Origin of the sequence: Actinophytocola sp. (assembly GCF_050699935.1) — a bacterium.
GTDB lineage: Bacteria > Actinomycetota > Actinomycetes > Mycobacteriales > Pseudonocardiaceae > Actinophytocola.
This window is the reverse complement of the sequence record NZ_JBOHGB010000061.1, coordinates 1-25293: the sequence shown is the minus strand read 5'-3', so window position 1 is coordinate 25293 and position 25293 is coordinate 1. Positions and strand designations below refer to the sequence as shown.

24 protein-coding genes are annotated in these 25293 nt (G+C 70.4%); 17 read left to right on the top strand and 7 right to left on the bottom strand.

The genetic code is table 11. The features are described from left to right. The first annotated feature begins 25 nt into the window (after positions 1–25). The 4 genes from ACRDTB_RS20210 to ACRDTB_RS20195 are packed head-to-tail and all read left to right on the top strand — an operon-like array spanning position 26 to position 4118. The gene (locus ACRDTB_RS20210) at positions 26–1303 is read left to right on the top strand and encodes an NAD(P)/FAD-dependent oxidoreductase (protein ID WP_431432458.1); all 1278 of its coding nucleotides are present in this window, start codon (positions 26–28) and stop codon (positions 1301–1303) included. 60 nt (positions 1304–1363) lie between these two features. Further along, positions 1364–2650, top strand: coding sequence for a Rieske 2Fe-2S domain-containing protein (locus ACRDTB_RS20205; RefSeq protein WP_431432456.1), 1287 nt, complete (start codon positions 1364–1366; stop codon positions 2648–2650). Further along, positions 2647–3165, top strand: a complete 519-nt coding sequence (locus ACRDTB_RS20200) for a hypothetical protein (RefSeq protein WP_431432454.1) — start codon at positions 2647–2649, stop codon at positions 3163–3165. Before ACRDTB_RS20205 ends, ACRDTB_RS20200 begins: the two co-directional genes overlap by 4 nt. Before the next feature lie 17 nt (positions 3166–3182). Beyond that, a complete protein-coding gene (locus ACRDTB_RS20195; protein WP_431432452.1) occupies positions 3183–4118 on the top strand; it encodes a polysaccharide deacetylase family protein in 936 nt (311 codons plus the stop codon). Positions 4119–4241: 123 nt separating this feature from the next. Here ACRDTB_RS20195 and ACRDTB_RS20190 read toward each other — a convergent pair whose 3' ends face one another. Further along, complete coding sequence (locus ACRDTB_RS20190; protein WP_431432450.1) at positions 4242–5117, bottom strand: alpha/beta fold hydrolase; 876 nt, start codon at positions 5115–5117, stop codon at positions 4242–4244. Positions 5118–5127: 10 nt separating this feature from the next. Next, a complete protein-coding gene (locus ACRDTB_RS20185) occupies positions 5128–5802 on the bottom strand; it encodes an SDR family oxidoreductase (protein WP_431432449.1) in 675 nt (224 codons plus the stop codon). Positions 5803–6028: 226 nt separating this feature from the next. On the opposite strand from ACRDTB_RS20185, the gene ACRDTB_RS20180 reads away from it, so the two are divergent. The 4 genes from ACRDTB_RS20180 to ACRDTB_RS20165 all read left to right on the top strand — a co-directional run bounded on the left by ACRDTB_RS20180 (position 6029) and on the right by ACRDTB_RS20165 (position 11170). Next, on the top strand, positions 6029–7135 hold the full coding sequence (locus tag ACRDTB_RS20180; protein WP_431432448.1) for an extracellular solute-binding protein: 1107 nt from the start codon (positions 6029–6031) through the stop codon (positions 7133–7135). Between the two features lie 68 nt (positions 7136–7203). After that, positions 7204–8922 (top strand): ABC transporter permease, encoded by a 1719-nt coding sequence (locus tag ACRDTB_RS20175; RefSeq protein ID WP_431432447.1) that lies wholly within the window; start codon positions 7204–7206, stop codon positions 8920–8922. After that, positions 8919–10103, top strand: a complete 1185-nt coding sequence (locus tag ACRDTB_RS20170) for an ABC transporter ATP-binding protein (RefSeq protein ID WP_431432445.1) — start codon at positions 8919–8921, stop codon at positions 10101–10103. The genes ACRDTB_RS20175 and ACRDTB_RS20170 overlap by 4 nt, the downstream gene beginning before the upstream one ends. After that, complete coding sequence (locus ACRDTB_RS20165) at positions 10100–11170, top strand: hypothetical protein (protein WP_431432443.1); 1071 nt, start codon at positions 10100–10102, stop codon at positions 11168–11170. Before ACRDTB_RS20170 ends, ACRDTB_RS20165 begins: the two co-directional genes overlap by 4 nt. A gap of 39 nt (positions 11171–11209) precedes the next feature. Here the strand turns inward: ACRDTB_RS20165 and ACRDTB_RS20160 are convergent, their stop codons facing one another. After that, entirely contained in the window at positions 11210–11980 is a 771-nt protein-coding gene (locus tag ACRDTB_RS20160) for a FadR/GntR family transcriptional regulator (RefSeq protein WP_431432441.1), read from the bottom strand. Between the two features lie 89 nt (positions 11981–12069). On the opposite strand from ACRDTB_RS20160, the gene ACRDTB_RS20155 reads away from it, so the two are divergent. After that, positions 12070–12795, top strand: coding sequence for a class II aldolase/adducin family protein (locus ACRDTB_RS20155; protein ID WP_431432439.1), 726 nt, complete (start codon positions 12070–12072; stop codon positions 12793–12795). A 20-nt stretch (positions 12796–12815) separates the two neighbouring features. Here ACRDTB_RS20155 and ACRDTB_RS20150 read toward each other — a convergent pair whose 3' ends face one another. Further along, positions 12816–13850, bottom strand: a complete 1035-nt coding sequence (locus tag ACRDTB_RS20150) for an amidohydrolase family protein (RefSeq protein WP_431432437.1) — start codon at positions 13848–13850, stop codon at positions 12816–12818. A gap of 48 nt (positions 13851–13898) precedes the next feature. Between ACRDTB_RS20150 and ACRDTB_RS20145 the strand changes: the two genes are divergently transcribed. Continuing rightward, on the top strand, positions 13899–14837 hold the full coding sequence (locus ACRDTB_RS20145; RefSeq protein WP_431432436.1) for an ABC transporter substrate-binding protein: 939 nt from the start codon (positions 13899–13901) through the stop codon (positions 14835–14837). Between the two features lie 3 nt (positions 14838–14840). Next, positions 14841–15293 (top strand): RpiB/LacA/LacB family sugar-phosphate isomerase, encoded by a 453-nt coding sequence (locus ACRDTB_RS20140; RefSeq protein WP_431432434.1) that lies wholly within the window; start codon positions 14841–14843, stop codon positions 15291–15293. A gap of 6 nt (positions 15294–15299) precedes the next feature. On the opposite strand, the gene ACRDTB_RS20135 is transcribed toward ACRDTB_RS20140, so the two are convergent. The 3 genes from ACRDTB_RS20135 to ACRDTB_RS20125 all read right to left on the bottom strand — a co-directional run bounded on the left by ACRDTB_RS20135 (position 15300) and on the right by ACRDTB_RS20125 (position 19372). Then, positions 15300–16058, bottom strand: coding sequence for a class I SAM-dependent methyltransferase (locus tag ACRDTB_RS20135; RefSeq protein ID WP_431432433.1), 759 nt, complete (start codon positions 16056–16058; stop codon positions 15300–15302). Positions 16059–16249: 191 nt separating this feature from the next. After that, complete coding sequence (gene helR / locus ACRDTB_RS20130) at positions 16250–18478, bottom strand: RNA polymerase recycling motor ATPase HelR (protein ID WP_431432431.1); 2229 nt, start codon at positions 18476–18478, stop codon at positions 16250–16252. A gap of 231 nt (positions 18479–18709) precedes the next feature. Then, positions 18710–19372, bottom strand: coding sequence for a hypothetical protein (locus tag ACRDTB_RS20125; protein WP_431432430.1), 663 nt, complete (start codon positions 19370–19372; stop codon positions 18710–18712). A gap of 183 nt (positions 19373–19555) precedes the next feature. On the opposite strand from ACRDTB_RS20125, the gene ACRDTB_RS20120 reads away from it, so the two are divergent. From ACRDTB_RS20120 to ACRDTB_RS20095, 6 genes are all read left to right on the top strand, one after another. After that, complete coding sequence (locus ACRDTB_RS20120) at positions 19556–19702, top strand: hypothetical protein (protein ID WP_431432428.1); 147 nt, start codon at positions 19556–19558, stop codon at positions 19700–19702. Positions 19703–19780: 78 nt separating this feature from the next. Then, positions 19781–21208: a radical SAM protein gene (locus tag ACRDTB_RS20115; protein WP_431432427.1), complete on the top strand. Its 1428-nt coding sequence runs from the start codon at positions 19781–19783 to the stop codon at positions 21206–21208. Then, positions 21205–22524: a YcaO-like family protein gene (locus tag ACRDTB_RS20110; RefSeq protein ID WP_431432425.1), complete on the top strand. Its 1320-nt coding sequence runs from the start codon at positions 21205–21207 to the stop codon at positions 22522–22524. Before ACRDTB_RS20115 ends, ACRDTB_RS20110 begins: the two co-directional genes overlap by 4 nt. Beyond that, entirely contained in the window at positions 22521–23174 is a 654-nt protein-coding gene (locus ACRDTB_RS20105) for a TfuA-like protein (RefSeq protein WP_431432423.1), read from the top strand. Before ACRDTB_RS20110 ends, ACRDTB_RS20105 begins: the two co-directional genes overlap by 4 nt. A gap of 7 nt (positions 23175–23181) precedes the next feature. Next, positions 23182–24453 (top strand): MFS transporter, encoded by a 1272-nt coding sequence (locus tag ACRDTB_RS20100; RefSeq protein WP_431432422.1) that lies wholly within the window; start codon positions 23182–23184, stop codon positions 24451–24453. Beyond that, positions 24450–25293: JmjC domain-containing protein (locus tag ACRDTB_RS20095; RefSeq protein WP_431432420.1), on the top strand; the 844-nt coding region annotated here is incomplete at its 3' end. The genes ACRDTB_RS20100 and ACRDTB_RS20095, both read left to right, overlap by 4 nt.

The window sequence follows — 25293 nt, the reverse complement described above, 5'->3', positions numbered from 1 at the left end:
TACCATTAGTCGTCTGGAGTATACGATGGGCGAAGCTGCCGGCACCGCCGGAGCTGTCGGCGCGGTGATCGTCGGCGCGAGCCAGGCCGGTCTTCAGCTGGCCACGTCCCTGCGCGGGCTGGGCTTCACGGCGCCGATCACCCTGGTCGGCGCCGAGCAGCACCTGCCCTACCAGCGGCCACCGCTGACCAAGGGTTTCCTGGCCACCGGCACCGACGCGGGCTCGCTGGCGTTCCGCGCCGCCTCGTTCTACGCCGAGCGCGGGATCAGGGTGCTGCTCGGCACGCGGGTGGAGCGGGTGGAGCTGCCGGCCGACGGCCGGGCCGGGGGAGCGGTCACCGACACCGGCGAGGTGCTGCGGTTCGATCGGCTGGCGCTGACGGTCGGCGCCCGGCCACGCCGGCTGGACGTACCGGGCGCCGACCTCGACGGGGTGTGCTACCTGCGCGACCTCGAGGACGCCGTCGAGTTGCGGCGCCGGCTCGCCGACACCGGCCGGATAGTCGTGATCGGTGGCGGCTTCCTGGGCCTGGAGGCGGCGGCCGTGGCCCGGTCGGCCGGCAAGGCGGTGACCGTGGTGGAGGCCTTCGACCGGCTGCTGGCCCGCTCGGTCGCGTCCGAGGTCTCCCGCTTCTACCTTCGAACCCACCTCGACCGCGGCGTCGACGTCCGGCTCGGCGTGACGGTCACCGAGCTGACCGGAGCCGGCGGGCGGGTCTGCGGCGTGGTACTCACCGACGGCACCACGCTGAGCGCCGACCTCGTGCTGGTATCGGTCGGGGTCACCCCGCGCACCGAACTGGCCGAGCAGGTCGGCGCCGAATGTGACGGCGGCATTCTGGTCGACGGCTCGGGGCGGACCAGCGTGCCAGACGTCGTGGCGGCCGGCGACTGCACGGTGCGGCCCGACCCGCTCACCGGACGCGGGCGGGTGCGGCTCGAGTCGGTGCACAACGCGATCACGCAGGCCAAGGCGGCCGCGGCCAGCCTGACCGGCAGTTCGGGACCGCCACCCGAGGTGCCGTGGTTCTGGTCGGACCAGTACGACGTCAAGCTGCAGATCGCCGGCCTCAAGGACGGCTACGACCACCATGTGCTCCGTGGCGAACCCGAGGAGGGCCGCTTCTCGGTGCTGTACTACCGCGGCGGTGCGCTGCTGAGCATCGATGCGATCAACCGGGCCGGCGACTATCTCGCCGTACGCCGCGCCCTCGGGCAAGGGGGGACGATCGACCCGGTGGCCGCGCGCGATGCCGATGCCTCGCTGAAGGACCTCGTCCGGCTCGAGTGCCCGCATGTCTAGACGCAATTATCTTAATGGTCCTACACTTAGCTGTCTGACCAACGGACCGAAGGGGGCGGGGTGCTCAAGCGCGAGCTGAACGACCTGCTGACGCAGACCGGGCCCGGGACGCCGATGGGGAACCTCTTCCGGCAGTACTGGCTGCCCGCCCTGCTCGCCGAGGAGCTCCCGGAGAACGACTGCCCGCCGGTCCGTGTCAAGATCCTCTCCGAACGGTTGATCGCGTTTCGCGACTCGGACGGCCGTTACGGCCTGATCGACGAGTTCTGTGCGCACCGCGGCGCCTCGCTCTGGTTCGGCCGCAACGAGGAGTCCGGGCTGCGCTGTCCCTACCACGGCTGGAAGTACGACGTCACCGGCCAGTGCGTCGAGGTGCCGTCGGAACCGGAGAACAGCACCTTCTGCGCCACGGTCAAGCTCACCGCGTACCCACTGGTGAAGATCGGTGACGTGCTGTGGACCTACCTCGGCGACCCGGACACCCAGCCGCCGCTTCCCGAGTTCGAGTGGGTTCACGTGCCGGCGGAGCAGACGTACACCTCGAAGCGCTGGCAGGAGTCGAACTGGCTGCAGGCGTTCGAGGGCGGCATCGACTCGAGCCATGTCTCGTTCCTGCACTCGGCCGGTCTGAAGAACGACCCGTTGTTCAAGGGGGCCAAGGGAAACGAGTACAACATGCGCGACCTGCGGCCGTACTTCGAGGTGGCGGAGGCCGACGGCGGGCTGTTCGTCGGCGCCCGGCGCAACGCCGAGCCGGGGACGTACTACTGGCGGATCACCCCGTGGGTGATGCCGGCTTTCACGATGGTGCCGCCGCGCGGCGACCACCCGGTGCACGGCCACTTCTGGGTGCCGATCGACGACTACAACTGCTGGACGTACTCGTTCGACTACCACCCGGTCCGTGCGCTCACCGAGGCGGAGCGAACCGCGATGATGCGGGGGCACGGTGTGCACAGCGAGAACATCCCGGGTACGTACCGGCCGGTGCGCAACAAGGACAACGACTACCTGATGGACCGCGCGGCGCAGGCACGTGGGGAGACCTTCTCCGGGATCGAGGGGATCGCCATCCAGGACGCCTCGCTCCAGGAGAGCATGGGCCCGATCGTCGACCGGACGAAGGAGCGCCTGGTGTCCGCGGATGCGGGCATCATCAAGGCCCGGCAGCGGCTGCGGAAGGCGGTCATCGCGTTACGCGACGAGGGCACCGTCCCACCCGGCGTCGACCCCGCCCACCACCGGGTGCGGTCGGCCGCGGTGGTGCTACCGGTCGCCGGGTCGTTCCTCGACTCCGTGCGCGACGCCGTCGCCGCGCACGCGGGCGTTCCGCAGAGCTCGGTGTGACGGCGCCGATGCGGCCGGTCCTGCTCAACAGCTGCGCGCGGGCCGCGACCGCCGAGGAGCTCCGCTACCGGATCGACCGGCCCATCCGGCCCCGCCGCGGGGCCCGCGTGGTGGCGCTCGACGAGCTGGCCGCGCGCGTCGTCCGCGACGTGGCCGCGCAGACCTGGAACGCGGCCCGGTTCTACCTCTCGGCGCTGCGCGTGCCGGCGAACGGTGCCGGCGGCGGAAGGGCCGTCGTGCTGCGTTCCGTCGACCGCACGCGGACGTCGCTCGACACGGAACTCGCCGATGCCGACGTCGTGGTGATGGTCGCCGCGGCGGACGGCAACGGCGCGACGGCGTCGGCGATCGGCCGGGCCTGCGCCAGCCGGGGGATCATGGCGGCCGGCATCATCCTGGGTGACGCCCGCGACGTACGCGACGTCGTGTCGGCGCTGCGCCCGCACGCTCAGGTGCTGATGGTGACCTCCGACGAGCAGGACCTGTCCGAAGTGCTCACCGCGCTGCGGGCCTGATGAGAGGATCGATGTCGATGTCCCTCCCGTTTCCCACCAGCAGGTTCCGGTTCTCCGATCGCGCCGGGCTGCCGGTCTGGCCGGGCGGCGCGAAGCTGGCCGTCCTGGTGTACACGGCACCGGAGGAGTGGCTGTGGGACGAGCGGGAGCCGTTCGTCGCACCCGGCACCTACGCCGCGGGTGCGCGCACGCTGTCGCTCAGTGCGCGCACCGGCATCGACTACGGCTACACCGTGGGGCTGCGCCGGCTGCGTGAGGTCTACCGGCGGTTCGACATGAAGGTGACACTGTGGACGAACGGCAACTCGGTCGAGACACACCGTGACGTGCTCGAAGAGCTGGCCGCCGACGGCCACGAGATCGGGGCGCACGCGTACAGCGAGGGCCAGCCGATGAGCCATCTGGACGCCGCCGAGCAGAAGGAGTCGATCGCCCGCACGACCGAGCTGATCACCGACCTGACCGGCGCGCCGCCGAAGGGATGGATCGGCCCGGTGGCCGAGGCCACCGCGGACACCATCGAGCTGCTGGCCGGCGCCGGGTACCAGTACAACGCCGATCTGCAGGACGACGAGCTGCCGTACTTCCTCCGGGCGTCCGGTCGGTGGCTCGTCGTCATCCCGTACCGCAAGATCGGCAACATCAACGACCTGCCGCTGTTCACCCGCAACGTGCAGTCGGTGTCCGCCGGCATCGACCACCTCAAGGAGGCCTTCGACGCCTACCGTCGCGAGGCGCAGACCCGGCCGCTGCTGTTCAACTACGGCACGCACCCGCATGTCAGCGGCCGGCCGGACAACGCGTACGTGCTCAGCAAGTTCCTCGAGTACGTGCACGAGCACGACGACGTGTGGGTCACCTCGTACGCCGGCATCTGCGACTGGTGGAAGGCCCAGTACGAGTCCCTGGTGCCGCCGGGCGGCGGGGACCTGCCCCCCGACACCCTGCGCTGAGCACGAGAGAGATCATCGCGCAAGGTCTCGCACCGACCAACGCAACCTCAGGGGACCGTGACGGTACCCAGCCACCATCAACCGCCTAAACCGCCACCATCCGATGGAACGGGACCAACACTTTTAATTCCGGGGAGGCGGACTGGACAGGAAGTGGCGGAGGGTCGCGTTGAACTCCGCCGCCTTCTCCCGTTGTGCGTAGTGCCCGGACTGGTTGACGATGTGCATGCTCGAGCGCGGCACGTTCGGCAGGATCATGTCCATCGCGGGGATGCCGCACTCCGCGAGCGGTGCGCCCTGGTCGTTGTACGCCCACACGAGCAGCACCGGCAGGTCCTTCAACCCGCCCGCGCGAACCTGTTCCTGCAGCCGGGCCTGGCGGTCCCAGAAGTCCTTCTCGAGCTGGTCGCGCATCAGGACGTTGTTGCGGCGCGCCTCGTCGTACTTCGGCGACGTCACGTAGGTCATCACGTCGTCGACCCATTCCTCGGTCACCGTGGCCGGGTCGAAGGCGGCCGCCCGCATCTCGAACGTGTACTTCTCCCGGGGGTCCTCGATGGACGCGGACCGCGCCCACACCTCGGCGTAGAAGGGCGACGACTTGTGCATGATCGACCCACTGTCCACGATGGTCAGCGAGCGCACGATCTCCGGGTGGTCCAGGGCGATGCGGGTGGCGGCGTAGCCGCCGCGGGAGTGGCCGACCAGGTTGACCCGCCCGAGCCCCAACTGCCCGATGAACGCGTGAACGTGCCGCACGGCGGTCTCGAGTACGTAGTCGTCCAGTGACTTCGGGTTGTCGGTGTGGCCCTGCCCGACCTTGTCCACCGCGACGACATGGAAGTCCTTCTTCAGGTCGTCGAAGTTGAGTGCCCAGCCGGTCGAGGCGGTCAGCGTGCCGAACTCGCCGCCGGAGAGGAACACGATCGGATCGCCCGCACCCTCTTCGAAGTAGCGGGTGCGGTAGCCGTCGACGTCGGTGAACTTCGGATTGTCCACAAGGTCCTCCTCAGGATGGGGTGTGGCGGCGGGACACGGAGACGGCGGCGCCGTTGAACGCGAGCGCGTCCGGCGCGAGCAGTGGCACGATCGCGGTGGCGACCTGTTCCGGCGGGTTGACGTGGCCCGGACTCAGCTTGTCGTGGCCACGCAGCATGGGGGTGTCCGTCGCGCCGGGTAGTAGTGCGAACACGCCCACGCCGGACGGTCCGAACTCCTCGGCCGCGGACTTGGTCAGCGCTATCACGCCGCCCTTCGACGCGGCGTACGGCGCGCCGGAGGCGAGGCCGCCGAGGCCGCGGTTGGACGCGATGTTGATGATGCGCCCGCCGCGTCGCGCGCACATCAGCCGGCCGGCGGCGCGCAGGCACAGGAAGGCGCCGAAGAGGTTGATCCGCAGCACCCGGTGCCAGTCCTCATTGGTCAGGTCGACGATCGGGCGGACCAGGTCGACGCCGGCCGCGTTGACGAGGACGTCGACGCGGCCGTGCTCGCGCACGGTCCGCTCGAACAGGGCGCTCACCTGGTCCGGGTCGGAGATGTCGCAACACGGCCGCGGTTCGTCGTCCGGCCAGGCGATGTCCGCGCCGACGAGTGTGTATCCGTCGGCGGCGAGCCGGTCGGCGATCGCACGCCCGATGCCGCCGCCCGCACCGGTCACCACGGCCACGCCGGATTCTCGCATCGCATCCCCTTGGACTAAGGAATAACCATTCGTTAGTTAAAACATCGGCGCGGCGGCTGTCAAGGAGCCCCTTGCCGGACGCCGGCCGAGGAAGGCAACGATCCGACGCGGTCCCTTGACAGCGGTCCGGGGCGTTGCTTAGGTATTACGAAATGGTTAGTCCATCGGTCCACATGGGCAGCGATGGGTGTCGCGGGGGCACACGAGATCCAACGAAGGAGTTGCGGTGCAGAAGAAGCTCATCGTGAGTGCCACCGCCGTGCTCGCACTCAGCGCCGCCGGTGCCTGCGGGTCGGCCGAAGAGGGCGGCAGTGCCCCGCAGGACACGAACGAGACAGTCGCCAGTGTCTCCGCCAAGCTGGAGGGTCTGTCCGACGAGGATCGCCGTGCGGAGCTGATCGAGCTCGCGAAGGCGGAGGGTGGCAGCCTCAACATCTACACCTCCAATCCCGAGGAGAGCGCGCAGTACGCCGCGGAGGAGTTCACCAACGCCACCGGTATCGAGGTGACCGTCTACCGGGCCGGTGCGGAGGAGGTCCAGCAGAAGGTCGTCGAGGAGGCGAACGCCGACTACGACAACCAGGCCGACGTGATCCTGAACAGCGACGAGGCGATGTACGCGCTCACCGAGGCCGGTGTGCTGGAGAAGTTCACCACCCCGGCGTCGGAGGGCATTCCGGAAGAGACGGTCACGCCCGAGTGGATCGCCGCCTACTTCGCGCCGTTCGTGGCCGCGTGGAACACCGACCGGACCTCGGGCGGGATGACCGGCTGGAAGGACTTCCTCACCGAGTACGCCGGCAAGCTCGGCATGGTCAACTCCGACTCCGACTGGTTCGGGAGCATCGTCGAGATCATGATGAAGGAGGACGGCCTGACCGAGGAGCAGGCGGTCCAGCTGTTCAAGGACGCCGCCAAGGGCTCCCAGGTGGTGGACGGGCACACGCTGGTCGGCACGCTGCTCGCCTCCGGGCAGATCGACGCCACCGGGTCCGCGTACTCCTTCACCATCAACAAGCTCAAGAGCGAGGGCGCGCCGGTCGTGTGGGAGCCGCCGGTGCTGCCGATCGTGTCCACGTTCGGTGCCGTGGCGATCAACAAGGCCACGGACCAGCCGGCCACCTCGCTGCTGTGGATCGACTGGACCCTGACCGACGGCATGAAGCTGGCGCTGGAGCACGACGCCCAGGACCCGGCGAACCCGGCCTACGGCGGCACGCTGTCGAAGTACCTGGAGAACGGTGACATCAGGATCCGGGACATCAAGTTCGTGAGCACCGAGGCCGACAAGTGGGAGCGTCTCTACCAGGACGTGCTCCGCAACGCGGGCTGACGCACCGCTCGCTTCCCGGATTGTGAGGGACCATGGCTACACCACGGATGAGGGGCATCCTCCGCCGCGTGCGTTCCGACGTCACGATGCCCCTCATCGCGGTGCTCGCGATCCTGCTCGTGGTGTACTGCGTGGCGGTGCCGCTGGTCTACCTGTTCCGGCACGCCGCGGACGCGGACGCGATTCGTAGCGCGCTCGACGAGCCGTTTCTCGGCTCGACGTTCCGGGACACGATCGTGTTCGCGATCCTGGCCTGCGTGGTGTCGCTGCTGATCGGCGGCGGTACGGCCTTCCTGGTGACCAGGACCGACCTGCCGTTCAAGAAGACCGTCACCGCGCTGCTGATGGTGCCGATCGTGATCCCCGGCGTGCTGTACGCGATGAGCTGGGTGCTCATGGCGTCGCCGCGAATCGGTCTGCTAGACCACTACCTGAACGTCACCTCGTTCAGCAGTTACTCGCTGATCGGCATGAGCATCGTGCAGGGCATGGCGCTGGCGCCGCTCGCCTTCCTCACCCTGCTCGCCCCGCTGCGGTCGCTGGACGTGAGCCTGGAGGAGGCGGCGTCCCTGCACGGCGCCACGAACTGGCGTACCTACCGCCGGATCACGATCCCGCTGATCCGCCCGGCGACGCTGACCACCGGGGTGCTCCTGCTCGCGCTCAACATCGAGACGTTCGAGATCCCCGCGATCCTCGGCGTGCCCGGCAACACCTACACCTTCACCACGTTGATCTACCGGGTGATGCACCAGAGCCCGCCCAAGTTCGGCGAGGCCAGCGTGCTCTCGATGATCGTGATGGTGCTGCTCGTGGCGGCGTTGCTCGCACAGGCGTACTTCACCAAGCATCAGCGTTCGTTTCGCACGATCACCGGCAAGGCCTACCGACGCTCGCTCATCCCGCTGCGCCGGTTGCGCGTTCCGGTGTTCCTCGTGGTGGGGGTCTACCTGCTGATCGCGACGGTGCTGCCGATCCTCATCGTCATCTACGCCGGCGCGCGCAGCTTCTACGTCGTGCCCGACGCGCAGGCGATGAGCCAGCTGGACTGGAGCGCCTACCAGACCGTGCTGGAGAGTCCCGACGTCCGCAACGCCACCTGGAACACCATCCAGATCTCGCTGGTGGTGGCGACGGTGGCGATCCTGGTGGCGGCCGTGGTGGCCTGGGTGCGGTACAAGAGCGCCAGTCCCATCGCCCGCTGGCTGATCGACATCGCCTGTAACGTGCCGCTCGCGATTCCCGGCATCGTCACCGGCGTCGCGCTCCTCGGGTTCTATGTGGACTTCCCGATTCCGATCTACGGCACCATCGTGATTCTCATGGTCGGCTACTTCACCGGCTTCATCCCGCTCGCCGTACGGTACTCGGAGACCGCGATGTTCCAGATCGGGAACGAGCTCGACGAGGCGGCACAGGTCGGCGGGTCGACCCGGCTGCGCGCGTTCGGGCGGGTGTTCCTGCCACTCGCCTTCGGCGGGCTGCTCAGCGGCTGGATCTTCCTGGTCATCGTCTCCTTCCGCAGCCTGTCCACCGCGGTACTGCTCTACTCCCCGGGCAGCAAGGTGTTGCCGGTCCTGGTGTATGAGCAATGGACGAACGGGGTGATCCCGAAGGCGGCGGCCATCGGGGTGATCCAGCTGGGCATGATCGCGGTGTTCGGGCTGGTGGCGTTCGCGCTGCTGCGGATCGGCAAGTGGCTGGGCCGGCGGACCACCTCGAGCGCCGCGCCGACCGAGCCGGCTGCGCCGGGCGAGCAACTGCCGATGGAGAAGGTGTTGGTATGACTGCCGGGGAAGTGCGTGTGTCCACTGTGAATACCACCGACGTTTCCGAGCGCGCCACCACACCGGCGACGGCCGACCACCAGGTTCTGCTGCATGTCTCGGGCCTGCGCAAGACCTACCAGGGCTCGACCTACGCCGCCGTCGACGGTGTGGACTTCGACGTGCGCGAGGGGGAGAGCCTCGTGCTGCTCGGGCCGTCCGGATGCGGGAAGACCACCACGCTGCGCTGCGTCGCCGGGCTCGAACAGCCGCAGGCGGGCACGATCGAGATCGGTGGTCAGCCGGTCTACTCGTCGGACCGCCGGATTCTCGTCCCGGCCCGGCAGCGCGAGCTCGGCATGGTCTTCCAGTCCTACGCGATCTGGCCACACATGAGCGTCCTGGGCAACGCCGTCTTCCCGCTGACCGCCGTGTCCCGCCGCCACCGGCTGCGGCGTTCGGCCATCCGCCAGAAGGGTCTGGAAGCGCTGGAGATGGTCCGCCTGGCCGAGTTCGCCAAGCGGCGGGCCACCGACCTGTCCGGCGGCCAGCAGCAGCGGCTGGCCCTGGCCCGCGCGCTGATCGGCAACCCCAGGCTGCTGCTGCTGGACGAGCCGCTGTCCAACCTGGACGAACGACTCCGCCGGGACATGCGGGCCGAGCTGCGTGAGCTCCAGCGACGGCTCCGGATCACGATGGTGTACGTCACCCACGACCAGGTGGAGGCGCTGGCGCTGGGCGACCGGATCGCCGTGCTGCGGGACGGGAAGATCGAGCAGGTGGCCGATCCGCAGTACCTCTACGAGGAGCCGGTCAACGAGTTCGTGGCCAAGTTCCTCGGGTTCAGCAACATCCTGCCCGGCACGGTGACGTCGTGCGGCGGTGATCTCGGCGTGGTGTCCACCGCGCTCGGCCCGCTGACCTGTCGGATGCCTCCCACCCTGGCGGCTGGAAGTCCGGCCGTCGCGGGCTTCCGGCCGGTCTCCGCCGTCGTGGCCGGGCCCGGCGACCGCGGCGCGGACGCCAACGTCCTGAGCGGCACGCTGGAGTCGAGCATCTTCGTCGGCGAGTCCTGGGAATGCCAGGTCCGGGTCGGCGACACGGTCGTCCGCATCACCTCCGCCGCCCGGCCGGAGGTCGACATCGGCGGAACGGTCACCGTGTCGGTGCCACCCCGCCAGATCCGCGCGTTCGCCCCGTGACCGGCGACGTGGCGGGATACGCGGAGGTGGCGGCCATGCCCGGGGCCGGGCGGCTGCCCGCGGCGAACACGGCGACCAGGCGGCTCAACGTGGCCTTCCACCAGTACAACCCGAGGATCTGGCCGCTCGTCCGGCGGGAGGTCACCGTCGACGGGTACGCACTGGACTGGCACCTGGGCCACGCGAGTCCGCTGCACCAGTGGCACCTGACCGCGAACGCGTGCGACGTATTCGAGTTCTCGCTGTCGAACTTCCTGATCGCCCGGGAGGATCCGGCCCGCGCCGGCCTCGACTGGGTGGCGATCCCGGTGTTCCTGATGAAGATGTTCGCCCTGACCCAGATCGACGTGCGTGCCGGGTCAGGCATCGAGACGTTCGCGGACCTGCGCGGCAAGCGGATCGGGATCCCGGACTTCCACATGACCGCCGGCGTGTGGCTGCGGGTCATCCTGCGGCGGCTCTACGGCATCCGCCCGGAGGACGTCGTGTGGTACACCGGGCGCACGCCGAGCGAGCGCCACGGCGGTGCCGGTGTCGACGACGCCCTGCGGTCCGACATCGCCGTGCACCGGCGTGGCGAGGGCGACCCCGACCTGCGCACCATGCTGGCGAGCGGCGCGATCGACGCCGCGTTCGGCGCGGTGCTTCCGGGCAGCGGCGATCCGCCGGTGCCCGGCACGCGCCGGTTGCCGGTCGAGCTGGCCCGCCGGGCGTACGCCGAGTTCCGGCAGGCGACCGGTTGCACGCCGGTCAACCACACGGTGCTGGTGCAGCGAGCCCTGGCCCGATCCGATCCCGGCTTGCCGCTGCGGCTCTACCACGCCTTCGAGGAGTCCAAGCAGCGCGCGTACGCGTCGGAGGCGCAGAGCATCGGCGCTCGGCTGGTGATGTGGGAGGAGGACCTGTCGCGCAACGCCGCCGAGTTCGGCGACGACCCCTATCCGTCCGGTCTGGCGGCCAACCGGCACGTGGTGCGCGCGCTCGCCGACGAGCTCCTCGACGAGGGGTTGCTGCGGACCGCCGTCGACGTCGACGCGCTGTTCGCCGATTCGACCCGGACGACGTGACCCGGGCAAGGTGACATGACGGCCACCGGCGGAGATCCGTTACGTCTCAGCGGCATCCGTCCTGGCGACGCGCCGGGCCGTGCGGCGCAGGTGCGTGAGCATGATCGTCTCCGCCCGCTCCACGTCGCGGTCGGCGATCGCGTCGATCAGCGCGGCGTGTTCCTGGCCGCCCTTGCGGCCCATGAGCGGTGCCGCGGCCTTCGCCGTGACCAGCGACATCAGCAGGGGACCTTCGAAGCTGCGTACCAGCATCTCGATCGCGGTGTTGTGCGTGCACGCCGCGAGCCGCACGTGGAACTCGGCGGACATCTCCATGGTGTACTCGCCGGCCCGCAGTGCGGCCGCGTGCTTGGTGGTCATCGCCCGCAGTGCCGCGATGTCCTCGTCGGTCGCGCGCTGCACCACGAGTGGCATCATGCCGACCTCGAACACCAGGCGCGCCTCGGTCACCTCCTGCGCGGTGAGCGGCGACATGCCGACGAGCTCGGCCAGGTTCGCGCCGACCTGATCGGACGTGGGACGCGCCACCAGCGCGCCTCCGCGGGCTCCGACCTTGATGGTGATCAGCCCGTTGGTTTCGAGGATCCGCAACGCTTCGCGAACCGTGACCCGGCTGACGCCGAACCTCTCACAGAGCTCACGCTCGCTGGGCAGGCGGTCACCCGGGTTCAGCCGGCCTTCGCGGATGAGCCCCTTGATCTGGTCGACTATCGCCGAGGACACGCGTCCCAACGACACCGTCGAGAAGAGGTCCTCGGCCGGCGCGGAGCCGGTGCTGGTCGCGTCGGTGTCCGATCGTCCGCCCGTCACAGAAGCCCGTGGCCTGCTCATAGAATGGATTGTTCCATAGGCAGCACCCGCGACAGGCCCGGTCGAGAAGATCAACCCGGGAGAAGCGCGTGCCACACACGGACAACCTGGTCGACACGGTCGCGACCGCGTGCCGGATTCTCGCCACGACGGGCCTCGTCGAGCACGTGCTCGGCCATGTCAGTGCTCGGTCCGGCCGCGACATCCTGATTCGGTGCCGCGGGCCACGTGAGGCCGGCCTGGCGTTCACGACGGCGGAGGACGTTCGCCGCGTACCGGTGGACGGCATGCCCGCGCCGAGCGAGTGGACGCTCCCGCAGGAACTGCCGATCCACACCGCGATCCTGCGGGCGCGGCCGGAGGTGACGGCCGTCGTGCACGCCCATCCGCCCGCGGTCGTCGCGATGTCCCTCGCGGATCTTCCCTGGCGGCCGATCTTCGGTGCGTACGACATCCCGGCGGCGCGGCTGGCCGCCGACGGCATTCCGGTCTGGCCACGGGCATGTCTGGTGAACACGCCGGCGTTGGGCGACGCGCTGGCCGCCTTCCTCGGCGCGCGCCCGGTCGCGGTACTGCGCGGGCACGGCCTCGTCAGTGTCGCGGCGGGCCCGCCGCACGAGGCCGTGGCCAAGGCGGTGGTCCAGGCCTTCGCGGTCAACGCGCTCGCGTCGATGACGCTCGCCGTCCGGGCCGTCGGCGGCATGCCGACCCCGATCGACGACGAGGATCTGGCCGGGTTGCCCGATCTCGGTCCGGGCCTCAACGTGGAGACGATGTGGCGGCACCTGTGCGCGCGTTCCGGCATGCGGCCGTAGACCGGAGCCGCTCTCGATCATCACGGGAGGTGCGCCTCGAGTCGCGGGAACACCCGCCGGGCGTTGTGCTCGTACACCTTCCGCAGGGCCGCGTCGTCGAGCCCGGCCCGGTCGACGTAGACCCTGGTGTGGTCCCAGCCGGCGCCGGTCGCCGGGTTGTCGCCCCGGACCGCGCCGAGCAGCTCCGAGGCGAACAGGATGTTCTCCACCGGCACGACCCGGTGCAGCAGGTCGATGCCCGGCTGGTGGTAGACCGCCGTGTCGAAGAAGACGTTGCGCAGCAAGCCATCGATCGGCGGCCGTTCGAGCCGGGCGGCCAGTCCCTGGTAGCGCCCCCAGTGGTAGGGCACCGCGCCGCCGCCATGCGGGATGACGAAGCGCAGCGTCGGGTACCGCTCGAACAACTCGCCCCGCACGAGCTGCATGAACACGGACGTGTCGGCGTTGAGGTAGTGCGCGCCGAGATCATGGATGCTCGGGTTCACCGACGCCGACACGTGGATCATCGCCGGCGCGTCGAGGGTCACCAGCTCGTGGTATAGCGGGAACCAGAACGGGTCGGTGAGCGGCTTGGCCGCCCAGTAACCGCCGGACGGGTCCGGGTTGAGCAGGCAGCCGACGAAGCCGAGCTCCGCCACACAGCGCCTCAGCTCGGCGACGGCGTCCTCGACGCCGCCGCTCGGTGTCTGCGGCAGCTGGCAGGCGGGGGCGAAACGCCCGGGAAACAGGCCGGCCACCCGGTGCACCAGGTCGTTGCTGGCGCGTGCCCACGCCCGTGCGACCGCCGGATCGTCGACATGGTGAGCCATCCCCGACGCGCGCGGCGAGAGGATCATCAGGTCGCTGCCGCGCTCGCGCATGATCCGCAGCTGGTTGCGCTCGATGCTCTCGACGATCTCGTCGTCGCGGATCGTGGCCGGTGCCGGCGGTGCCGTCCCGTCCCGCAGGGCGGCGAGCTGGGCGGTCCGGAACTCCCGCAGCGCCGACGGCGTGGTGGTGTAGTGGCCATGGCAGTCGATGATCACCGGCCCGCTCCCGTTCACAGGTTTGGTCAAATGGACTAATGTCTTAGCATAGGTCCACAACCATGGACGGGAGGGCTGATGGCTCACCCCAGGCTTCGCACGGTGCTCGCCGGCCAGGGCTGCGTGCGTGCGCTGAGAGACGGGACGGTCGCTCCCCGCGGATTCGAGTTCGAGTTCGTGGAGGTGCCGGTCCTCGTCGACGCGTTCCGCCGAATGGTTCGGGGACTCGAGTTCGACGTGTGCGAGATGGCGATCACGACGTACCTGTGCGCTCGTGACCACGGCAAGGGCTTCACCGCGCTGCCGGTGTTCGTCCAGCGCGGCCGGCATCACGGCATGATCTGCTACAACACGCGGTCGGGAGTGCGGCATCCGAAGGATCTGGAAGGCCGCCGCGTGGGCGTCAACCGCGGGTACACGGTGACGACGGGGGTGTGGGTCCGGGCCATCCTCCAGGAGGAGTACGGCCTCGACCTCGACCGGGTCACCTGGGTCCGGTCCGGCGACGAGCACGTCACCGAGGTCGACCTGCCGGACAACGTCGAGACGATGGATCCGGCTCATACGCTGAGGGAGCTGCTGATCGCCGGCGAGCTGGCCGCCGTCGTCGGTGTCAAGATCGACCATCCCGACGTTCGGCCGCTGATCCCGGACGCCACCCGGGCCGCCGAGTCGGCGTTTCGGACGCGCGGCTTCCATCCGATCAACCACCTCGTCGTGGTTCGCGACGACCGGCTCGCCGCCCACCCCGACCTCGCCACGGCTCTCGTCGAGGCGTTCGCCACGGCCAAGGACCGGTATCTGGCGGACCTGCGGTCAGGTGCGATCGGTGACCCGACCGAGACGGATGACCGCAACGCCCGCATCCTGGCCATCACCGGTGGTGATCCCCTCCCGTACGGCGTCCCGGCCAACCGCGCCATGATCGACGAGCTGGTGGGTCACGCCGTGCGGCAGGGAATCCTCGACAAGCGGATGACACCCGACGACCTGTTCGTCACCACCGGCGGGAGCTGACCCGTGCGACTCGCGATCGTCTCAGACCACAATGGACACATGCTGAAGGCACGGCTCATCGACTGGCTGCGTGCGCACGACCACGACGTGGACGACCGCGGGGCGTTCGGATCCGACGTCGTGGACTACCCCCCGCTGTGCGCGGACGTCGCCGCGCGGGTCCTCGCCGGGGACGCCGACTGTGGCGTCATCGTGGGCGGCAGCGGCCAGGGCGAACAGATCGCCAGCAACAAGATCCGGGGTATCCGGGCCGGACTGTGCCACTGCCTGTTCACCACGGAGATCGCCCGTGCACACAACAAGGCGAACGTCCTGGTCATGGGAGCCAAGGTGGTCGAGCCGGACCTCGCCGAGCAGATCCTCGAACGCTGGATCGGCACGCCTTTCAAGGGTGGTGTCCACCAACGCCGGATTGACCAGATCGCCGCACTCGAGCGCGGCGAGGGGTTGGCCTGACCTCCGTCAGGTTCGTTTGCCGAACACGAAAGCGAACCGGTCGGGGAAGGTGAGCTCACCGGACACGTTGCGGGTACGCATCTCCTCCAGGCCCTCGGCCAGCTGCTCGTCATCGAAGGTGGACAGCACCGACATCCACCGGCGGGTGACCAGATGTGCGTAGTGGTCGGCGTTCACTCGGACAGTGAACGCGTCGTAGTCGAGCGTGACGTCCAAGCCGGCGTCGCGCATGGCCGACGCGATGTCGTCCGGTTCCGGCTGGTGCTCGGCGAAACGGTCCAGCGCCGCGGTGAACAGCGGGTACTGCGGCCGCCGCGGCAGGGTCACCACCAGCAGCCTGCCGCCCGGGGCCAGCCGCTCCGCCAGCCCGAACAGCGTCTTGGGGATGTTCGTGAAGTGGTGGATGGTCTCCTTGATCACGATCGCGTCGAGCCAGTCGTAGGGCAGACCGACCTCGCCGGCCGCGACTGCCTCGGCGGACGCGCACACCGGGTGCAGGCGGGGGTCGTCGGGCAACTGGTTCAGCATCGACCTGGACGGGTCGATGCACACGATCGGATTGTCTTCGGTCACGTGCCGCACCAGGGAACGGAGGAACAGTCCGGTGCCGGCACCGATGTCGGCCACGTGATCGCCTGGTTCGATCTGGAGCCGGTCGAACACCCGTTGGTTCATCCAGCCCACGTAGTCCGGGCGATGGCTCCAGGTGTCGTCGTAGTTCTTCGCCAAGCGCTCGTAGTGGTCGGCCGGGTCGTAGGTCACCATGGATCTCCTGCCAGTTGGGGGCCACGACACACGTCTGTCGAACGTAGTGACGTCGCAGCGCCACGCCAGCAGTGGAATGAGGTGAATCACAGCCCCAATGACGGACGAGTCCATGTCGGTGGCGACGAAATCCGGTCGTCATGGACCACCGGCCGGCCGCGCGGTCGGCCGCGCGGCCGGTGCGCGAATCGCTACGCCGGCCGTCGATTCCCGGCCCGGGCGGGTGTCCCGGTTGTGGCGAGTCCGGTCAGGGCCTGCGGCAACGGGCCCTGGTGCAGGACGCCGAGGCGTTGGGTGGCGCGGGTGAGGGCGACGTAGAGCTCGGCCGCGCCGCGTGGGCCGTCGGCGAGGATCCGCATCGGTTCCACGACCAGGACGGCGTCGAACTCCAGGCCCTTCGTCTCCGACGGCACCACCGCCCCTGGCACTCCCGGTGGCCCGATCACGACGCCGGTGCCTTCGCGGCCGGCTTCGTCCCGGACGAACTCCTCGATGGCAGCGGGCAGTTCGTCCTCGGTGACCCGCCTCGACCACGGCTGGACGCCGCACGCGCGCACCGACTCCGGCGGCTTCACCCCGGGTGCGAACTCGGCGAGCAGCGCGGCGGCGATGGTCATGATCTCCGCCGGGGTGCGGTAGTTCACCGACAGCGACCGGTAGACCCACCGGCCGGGCACGTACGGCTCCAGCATCGAGTCCCACGACGTCGCTCCGGCAACCGACCGGCGTTGGGCGAGATCGCCGACCACCGTGAAGGATCGGCCCGGGCAGCGCCGCATCAGCACCCGCCAGTCCATTTCGGACAGTTCCTGGGCCTCGTCGACGACGACGTGCCGGTAGGTCCAGTCCCGGTCCGCGGCGGCGCGTTCGGCGAGCTCTCGGGTGTCGCGCTCGACGAAGCGGTCCGCCAGCGCCCCGGCGTAGAGCAGGTCGTCGGCACGCACCAGGAGGTCCTCGTCCATCTCCTCGTGGTCCAACCGCAAGACGTCCATCACGCCCGCGGCGTACACGGCCTCGGCCCTCCGTTTCCGCTCGGCGGCCTGTTCGGCGGCCTTGTCGGCCGCCTTGTCGCGGCCCAGGATGTCGACCAACTCGTCGAGCAGCGGCACGTCCGACACCGTCCAGGCGTCGCCGTCGGCACGCAGCAGCGTCTCGTCGGCGCCCGCCGTGCGCAGCCGCTCCGGGGACTCGTACAGCGGTGCCAACAGTGTTTCCGGCGACAGGATCGGCCAGAGTTCGTCGATCGCCGCGGTGAACGTCTCGTCTTCCGCCAGTTCCCCGAGCAGGTCCGCCCGCAGCTCCTCCCATGCTGCGCGGTCCGACCGGGTCAGCCAGCCCTTGCCGATTCGGGCCATCGCCCGTTCGGTCAGCACGTACGTCACGATCTCGGTGAACACCGAGCGGGCCTCGTTGTGCGGCAGCCCGCTCGCGCGTGCTTCCTCCCTGGCCCATTCGGCGGTCTCGGCGTCGATCCGGACCGTGACGTCCCGGAGTTCGATCGGGATCGGTTCGCCCGGCAGCCGCTGCCGGTCGGCGACCGCCGCCGTGAGCACGTCCAGGATCTTCAGCGACCCCTTGAGCCGCGCGGCTTCCGGCGTGTCCTCGGCGGTGACCCGAAGACCCGGCACGAGGTCGCCGGTGGTCATGAACACCACGTCGGACTCGCCCAGCGACGGCAGAACGCGGCTGATGTGGTTCAGGAACGCCGGGTTGGGCCCGACCACGAGCACGCCATGGCGTTCCATCCGCTCCCGCTGGGTGTAGAGCAGGTACGCGACGCGGTGCAGCGCCACCACGGTCTTCCCGGTGCCCGGGCCGCCCTCGATCACCAGCACGCCCGGGTGGTCGAGCCGGATGATCTCGTCCTGCTCGGCCTGGATCGTCGCCACGATGTCGCGCATCCCGTCACCGCGCGGCGCGTTGACCGCCGCGAGCAGGGCCGCGTCTCCCCGCGCGTCGCCGTCCGGGCGGCCGAGCACCTCGTCGGTGAAATCGACGACCCGACGCCCGTGCGTGTGGAACTGGCGGCGCCGGCGCAGGTTCTCCGGCGCCGCGGCGGTGGCGACGTAGAACGCGCGGGCCGCCGGCGCCCGCCAGTCGAGCAACACCGGTTCGTACTCGTTCTCCTCGTCGAAAAGGCCGATCCGGCCGACGTAGGAATGTTCGCCGGAAATGGTGTCCAACCGACCGAAACACAGCCCGTCGTCCGCCACGTCCAGCCGCTTGATCTCCTTGGCCCGCGCGCGCACCTCGACGTCCCGTTCCATGGGTGTGCCGCCACTCTCTTTACTGACAGGGCCGCGCAACGCGGCGTCGTAGGCACCCTTCACCCGCGCGCGCTCCGCGTCGAGCCGCGCGTACAGCCCGGCCACGTAGCTCCGCTCGGACCGCAATTCCTCCTCGTACCCCTGACTTGACACATGCCCCTCACAGTGGCTAACCTGACATTAGGTTCGGCGGTTTCTCCATTGGATTATGGAGGGCACGCCGACTTTCTATTGTCCTGCTCTTGTCAAGCCCTCGCAGAACACGAAGAAGCGAGGCACCAGAGCGACGCCCCTTTTAGTGCCGTTTCAAGGCACGGTTTCGTGCGGCCGATCAGGTGCCGGGTCGGTGTCGAGGTCACCGACCCGGCAGCTGGGCACCTCACATCAGACGACGGGCAGCGTGATGCCGGCGGGCGCGGAGAGGTTCCCCGAAAGGTCCTGCGCCCGGACGGTGAACGTGACGTCGTCCGGGTCCGGCGGGAGCAGGCACTGGAAGATCAGGTCCGCGATGCTGACCGACGTAACCGTGGTCACGAAGCGTCCGGTGTGGAAATCCACGAGGTACTGGCGGATCGTGCCGGAGTCGTCGGTCGACGGGTCCCAGCCGAACACCGCCTGCCCGCCCTCGGTGCCGATCTGGCGCAGGTTGGTCGGCGCCGATGGCGGGGTGTTCTCGATGAGGGTGCTGACCTGTGCCGTGCCCGACAGGTTGCCGGAGGGGTCCCGGGCCTGGATGGTGAAGGTGTGGGTCCGGTTGGTCGGTAGGCCGGTGATGCGTATCGAGTTCCGCACGTGCACGGTGTGGGTGGTCGTGCCGTCGTCGATGAGGTAGTCGAGCTCGCTCATGCCTCCGTCGTCGTCCAGCGCGTACGACCACGCCAGCGACACGGCGGTCGAGCTCTGACCCGTGACCCGGAAGTCCTCCGGCGTGGTCGGTGGCTGGGTGTCGGAGCCCGCCGACGCCAACGCGTTCCCGGCGGGCACGAGCGCCAGGGCCAATCCAACGGCGAGCCCGGCGATCAGCGGACGCAATCGGCTCGTGGCCATGTGCGGTCCTTTCGGTGGTGTCCTTGCGAGGTTGCCGACCGGTCTTACGCGCGCGGGCCGCGATCTGTTCAAACAGGGGTCGGGAACGGCTCGAGGTTCCTTGTGACACAACGAGGGCGCTTCGTAACGTCGAGCGGTCTGGCCGGATCCTCGGCTGTGAACAAAGGAAAAGGTGGGCAGATCATGAGCGACGAGAAGATCGGCACCGAGGACGTGTCCGTCGAGTCGGTCGACGCGGCCGCTGAGGTCGTCGACTACGGCGAGCTGCAGTTCGACGAGAGCGAGGCCGCCGAGCGGCCCGGCGCGGTGTGCAACATCGCCTCGCTGTGACGTAGTGCTCGGCCGGGGCTCGGACCGTCGGCAGGACCTCGCGGTAAGGGCCCCGGCACCTTCGCCGAGAGGACGGCCATGACACAGGCACCGCAGCGGCGGATGGTGTTCCCCGGGACACGGAACTCCGCCACGATCTACGACACCGACACCCTGGGCATCGCCTCCGGCTCGGCCGCGCTGCTGGACAAGGCCGCCCGCTACGCCGACGCGGGACACCTCGAGGCACCCCTCACCGACGACGAGCTCGCCGCCCTGCACCGGGTGCACGACGCGCTCGACCGGCTGGAGGCGCCCAGTCCGCTGACCAACGACCCGGCGGCCGTGACGCGGCTCAACGTGGGCAACACCTACCACTGCAACATGGGCTGCACGTACTGCTACAACGAGCTGGACATCAAGGACCGCAAGGGCAGCGAGGTCCCGGCCGGCATGTCGCTGGAGACGGCGCGCGCCACCGTGGACGCGCTGATCGCGCAGAGCGGCACCGAGCGCACCCTGTCGATGATCTTCATCGGTGGCGAGCCGCTGCTGGAGCGCCCGGTCCTCGTCGAGACCATCGACTACGCGCGCGAGCGGGCCGCCGCGCACGGCAAGAGGATGAACGTCTCGGTCTACACCAACGGCACCATGATGAACCCGGCCGTGATCCGCTGGGCCGACGAGAACGAGGTGTCGCTGGTCGTGAGCCTCGACGGGCCGCCCGTGCTGAACACCCGCCGGGTCTACCTCACCTCGGGCGCGCCCACCTCCGCGGCCGTGCTGCGCAACATGCGCCGGCTCGTCCGCGACTCCACACAGGACATCCTGCGGGTGCGCGCGGTCGCCACCGAGGGCGCGAACCTCGTGGCGCTGCACAAGTACTTCCTCGACCTCGGGTTCAACGAGATCCACGTGCAGCCCATGTACGACGAGCACGGCATCGACACGGTGTCCGAAGAGGACTCGATCGGCCTGCTCGAGTGGTACCGGGAGAACCTGCTGGCGGGCACGGTCCTCTCGGTCCTGCCGTTCGAGGGCTTCCTGGAGCGGCTGATGTGGCGCGGCAAGGCGGTCGCGTCGTGGTACCCGTGCTCGGCCGGCCGCTCCGCGCTCGGCGTCGGGCCGGACGGCAAGGTCTACCCCTGCCACCACTTCCTCGAGGAGACGGACTTCGAGCTCGGCGACGTCCGCAAGGGGCTGCCGATCGTGGAGGTGCGCAAGCCGTTCTTCCAGCGCGTGGACGAGCGCGAGCCGTGCCGGTCGTGCTGGGCGCGGCACGCCTGCGGCGGCGAGTGCTACCACCGCGCGCACGCCGCCGGCGCCGGCTACACCGGCGTGCTGCCGCAGACGTGCCGGTCCCGCAAGTCCATGATCGGGCTGACCATCGAGCTGTTCGCCGACCTGGCGCAGCATCGCCCGGACGTGCTGCGCCGCGTGGTGATGAAGGACTACAGCCGGCCGGAGCCGAACTGGGCGGCCTACGACTACCCGGACCTGTCGCCCTACCTCGCGGCGCCGGCATGACCAGCACGATCCCCGCCTCCCTCGACGCGCTGGCGGAACGGCACGCCCGGCCGCTGCGGGGCCTGCGCGACGGACCCCGCGACGGACTCCGTGACGGTCGCCAGGTTGGCCGGCGCGACAAGGCATGCACGACCGGCACGCACCGGGTCCGCCCGCTCGCCGAGACCGTCGAGCTGGCGCGGGCGTGCCTGCCGGCGGCCGGGGTGAGCCGGGTCGCCGACGTCACCGGCCTCGACTGCCTCGGCATTCCGGTGGTCAACACCATCCGGCCGGACGCCGAGCCGCACAACCTGACGGTGACGTGCGGCAAGGGCGTCACCCGCGAGGCGGCCGTCGCGTCGGCCATGATGGAGGCCGTCGAGCGACACTGCGGCGAGCAGGGCGGCCGGGCCGGCGCCCCCGGCACCATGGCGGAGGTGGCGGCGCTGTCCGAGGACGCCACGCCGCTGCATCCCACCCGGCTGGTGCTCGCCCGAGACCACGAGTGGACCCCGGACACCCCGCTCGAGTGGTGGCCCACGCTCAACCTCGCCGACGAGCGGCTGGTGCTCGTGCCGGCCGCCGCCGTGTTCACCCCGTACAAGAAGCCGCCTCGGCTCATCGGCGGCTACTCCGACGGGCTGGCGGCCGGGAACTCGCCGACCGAGGCGGTCGTGCACGCCCTGTACGAGCTGGTCGAGCGGGACTGCACGGCATTCGGCGAGACGCTGCTCGACGGTGTGCGGCTGGACCTGGACTCGCTGGACGAGCCGGCGGCCGGGTTGGCCGACCGGCTCGTCCGCTCGGGCGTCGAGCTGCACCTGTTCATGTTCACCAACGACATCGGCGTGCCGACGGCGTACGCGGTGATCGACGACACCGTGCGCCGGCTGCCCTGGCTGGTGTGCGCGGGCGCCGGCTGCCACCTCGACCCGGCGGTCGCCGTGTGCCGGGCGATCACCGAGGCCGTCCAGTCCCGGCTGTCGATCATCTCCGGTGGCCGGGAGGACCTCGCCCGGCTGACCGCCAACCGGCGCGGCTCCTACGAGGCGGTGCGGGAGCTGCTGACGCCGTGGCTGCGGATGCCGGGCGGCGTACGGCTCGCCGAGTTCCCCAACCAGTCGACCGGCTCGCTCTCCGACGACCTGACTGTCCTCATGGGACACTTGCGGCGCGTCGGCCTCGGAGTGGTGCTGGCGACCGAGCTCAACCGGTTCCCCATGCCGTTCTCGGTTGTGCGGGTGATCGTGCCCGGACTCGAGTTCTTCCACGAGGAGCGGGATCGGATGGGCGCCCGCCTGTTCGCCCGGTTGATGAGCAAGCGGAGCACGGTATGACCCGCACGGCGATCTTCCTCGGCCCGTCGCTCGCCGGACAGGCGCGGGCGCCCGAGGTGTCGGGAGCGCCGCGGGTGCTCGTCCGGCCACCCGTGCGGCACGGCGACCTGCTCGACCTGCCCGACGTCGAGCGCGGCGGCTGGGATGTGTACATCGTGGACGGTGAGTTCGGACAGAGCCTCGCCGTCACCGTCACCGAGATCCGCACGGTGCTGCGGGCCGGCAACCGCGTCGCGGGCTGCTCCAGCATGGGCGCGCTGCGGGCCGCCGAGTGCGGGCCGATCGGCATGACCGGGCACGGCTGGGTGTACGAGGCGTACGCGTCCGGGGCCATCGACGGAGACGACGAGGTCGCCCTGCTCTACGACCCGGACACCTACGAGCCGGTGACCGTGCCGAGCGTGAACGTCCGGTGGCTGGTGACGACGCTCGTCCGGGACGGGCGGCTGGGCCAGGCGGACGCCGACCGCGCGGTCGCGGTGACCCGCGCGATCTTCTTCGGCCGCCGCACCCCGGGGGCGCTGCGCCGCGCATTGTGCGCCGAGGGGCTCGACGCGGTGGCCGAGCACGTCACCGAGGACCGTCTGTCCACCTGGGACCGCAAGCGGCGCGACGCGGCGGAGCTCGTCCGCACCGCACTCGTGGCGTAGCACCGCGATGCGTCCGCTTCGATCCCGGCGAGCCTCCGCGGACCTGTCCGCGCGGCCTCTCGGCCGGGACTTCTGGAAGATCTGGGCGGCGGCCGTGGCCAACCGCTTCGGCGACCAGGTTCGGGTGGCCTCGTTCGCGTTGCTCACCGCGGACGCGACCGACGACGCCGTGTGGCTCGGCGTGGTGATCGGGTGCAACTACCTGCCGTGGCTGCTGTTCGGGTTGCTCAGCGGGGCGGCGGTGGACCGGCTGGACAAGCGGCGGGCGTTCGTCGCGGCCGACCTCGGCCGGGCCGTGCTGTGCGGGCTGCTGGTCGTGTCGGTGTTCGCCGGCACGGTCGACGTCGCGGTGCTCGCCGCGTTCGCGTTCGTCCTCACCGGCCTGCAGACGGTCAGCGACGCCGCGTTCACCGCGATGCTGCCGAGGGTCGTGGCGCGGGACCGGCTCGCGGAGGCCCACTCGCGGCTCTCCGCCGCGCAGGGCGTCGCCGGGCAGTTCCTCGGCCCGCCGGTGGCGGTCGCCCTGTTCGTCGTCGCACACGCGCTGCCGTTCGCGGCCAACGCGTGCACGCTCGTGTTCGCCGCCATGCTGGTGCTGCGCGTGCGCGTGCCACGGGACAGCGGCGGCGCGCTGCGCGACCTGCGGGCGCGGACCTTGTTCGGCGACGTGGCGGCGGGGCTGCGCTGGGTGCGGGACAACCGCGCGGTGGCGGCGTACGGGTACGCGGTCGGCGTGATGAACTTCGCCTCCGCCGGGGTGCAGGCCACGCTCGTGCTGTACACGGTGCGGGAGCTCGGTCTGCCGGCCGGGGTGTACGGGCTCGCGCTGGCCGCGTGGGGCGGCGGCGCGATAGCGGGGAACCTGGTCGCGCCGCTCGCGCTGCGCCGGGTGGGCCCCGCCACGCTGGCGAAGCTCGCCCAGACCTGCCAGGTCGTGGGCTACGGGCTGCTCGTGGTGGCCGACGGCGCGCCGGAGATGTTCCTGGCGCTCGCGCTCAACGGGTTCGGCGCGGGCAACTGGAACGTGACTTCGACCGCCGTCATCCAGGCGGCCTCGCCGGTCGACCTGCTTGGCCGGGTGGGCAGTGTCATGCGGATGGTGTCGTTCGGCACGGCGCCGCTCGGCGCGCTTGCCGGCGGTGTGCTGGCGGACGTGGTGAGCCTGCGCGCGCCGGCCGCGGTGGGGGTGGTGGCGAGCGTCGCGGCGATCTGGGTGCTGGCGTCGCTGACGGAGAAACCTGGGGCGAGACCGGGGGAGAGATCGGGGGTGCGGACGTGACCGTCGACATGCGGGCGAGTGCTCTGGACGAGGACCGGGCGGCGCTGCTGCGGGCCCACGCCATCCTCGCCGGGCACGAGCGGGCCGACCTGCCGACGCGGTTCGCCGTGCGGCCGCGGGAGCTGCTGAGCGTCGCCGAGGTCGAGCGGGTGCTCGCCGTCGGGTTGCTGCGCTATCCCTACCTGGCGCTGGTGCGCGACGGCGTTCCCGTGCCCATCAAGGAGTTCACCACGGGGCGGCGGGTCGCGGCCACCGACCTCGCGTTCTACGTCGACGGGCCCGCGGTCGCCGCCGGGTTCGCCGCCGGCGCCACGGTCGTACTCAACGCCATGGAGGACTGGCACCCGCCGGCCGACGCGCTCGCCGGCGAGCTGACCGCCGCCACCGGGGGACGCGTGCAGGTCACCGCGTTCCTCACGCCTCCTGGCGCGCGCGGCCTCGCCGTGCACCGCGACGACGTGCACGTGTACGCCATCCAGCTGGCCGGCGCGAAGGCGTGGACACTGCACGCGCCGCCGGCCGGCGAGGCGTGGGCCCCGGGCCCGCTCGCGGAGCCGCCGGCCGACCCCGTGGAACACGTGACGCTCGCCGCGGGGGAGTGCCTGTTCCTCCGCAGGGGCCGCCCGCACGCGGCGACCGCCCAGGACGGCGTGTCCCTGCACATCAGCTTCACGATCCGCTACCCGAAGGTCGCCGACGTCGTGCGGGACGTGCTGCTCGGCCGGGTGGCCGACGGGGGCTACCTCGCGGCCGACCCGGACGTCGCGGCCGCCCAGCTGCGGGCCGCGTTCGCCGCCGTCGGGCTGACCGGGGTGGACGCCGCGGCCGTCGCCGCCGGCA

Coding starts and splice junctions, on each gene's coding strand:
- ACRDTB_RS20210 (WP_431432458.1), top strand. CDS start 26: ATGGGCGAAGCTGCCGGCACCGCCGGAGCTGTCGGCGCGGTGATCGTC.
- ACRDTB_RS20195 (WP_431432452.1), top strand. CDS start 3,183: ATGTCCCTCCCGTTTCCCACCAGCAGGTTCCGGTTCTCCGATCGCGCC.
- ACRDTB_RS20185 (WP_431432449.1), bottom strand. CDS start 5,802: ATGCGAGAATCCGGCGTGGCCGTGGTGACCGGTGCGGGCGGCGGCATC.
- ACRDTB_RS20170 (WP_431432445.1), top strand. CDS start 8,919: ATGACTGCCGGGGAAGTGCGTGTGTCCACTGTGAATACCACCGACGTT.
- ACRDTB_RS20145 (WP_431432436.1), top strand. CDS start 13,899: ATGGCTCACCCCAGGCTTCGCACGGTGCTCGCCGGCCAGGGCTGCGTG.
- ACRDTB_RS20135 (WP_431432433.1), bottom strand. CDS start 16,058: ATGGTGACCTACGACCCGGCCGACCACTACGAGCGCTTGGCGAAGAAC.
- ACRDTB_RS20125 (WP_431432430.1), bottom strand. CDS start 19,372: ATGGCCACGAGCCGATTGCGTCCGCTGATCGCCGGGCTCGCCGTTGGA.
- ACRDTB_RS20120 (WP_431432428.1), top strand. CDS start 19,556: ATGAGCGACGAGAAGATCGGCACCGAGGACGTGTCCGTCGAGTCGGTC.
- ACRDTB_RS20115 (WP_431432427.1), top strand. CDS start 19,781: ATGACACAGGCACCGCAGCGGCGGATGGTGTTCCCCGGGACACGGAAC.
- ACRDTB_RS20110 (WP_431432425.1), top strand. CDS start 21,205: ATGACCAGCACGATCCCCGCCTCCCTCGACGCGCTGGCGGAACGGCAC.
- ACRDTB_RS20105 (WP_431432423.1), top strand. CDS start 22,521: ATGACCCGCACGGCGATCTTCCTCGGCCCGTCGCTCGCCGGACAGGCG.
- ACRDTB_RS20100 (WP_431432422.1), top strand. CDS start 23,182: ATGCGTCCGCTTCGATCCCGGCGAGCCTCCGCGGACCTGTCCGCGCGG.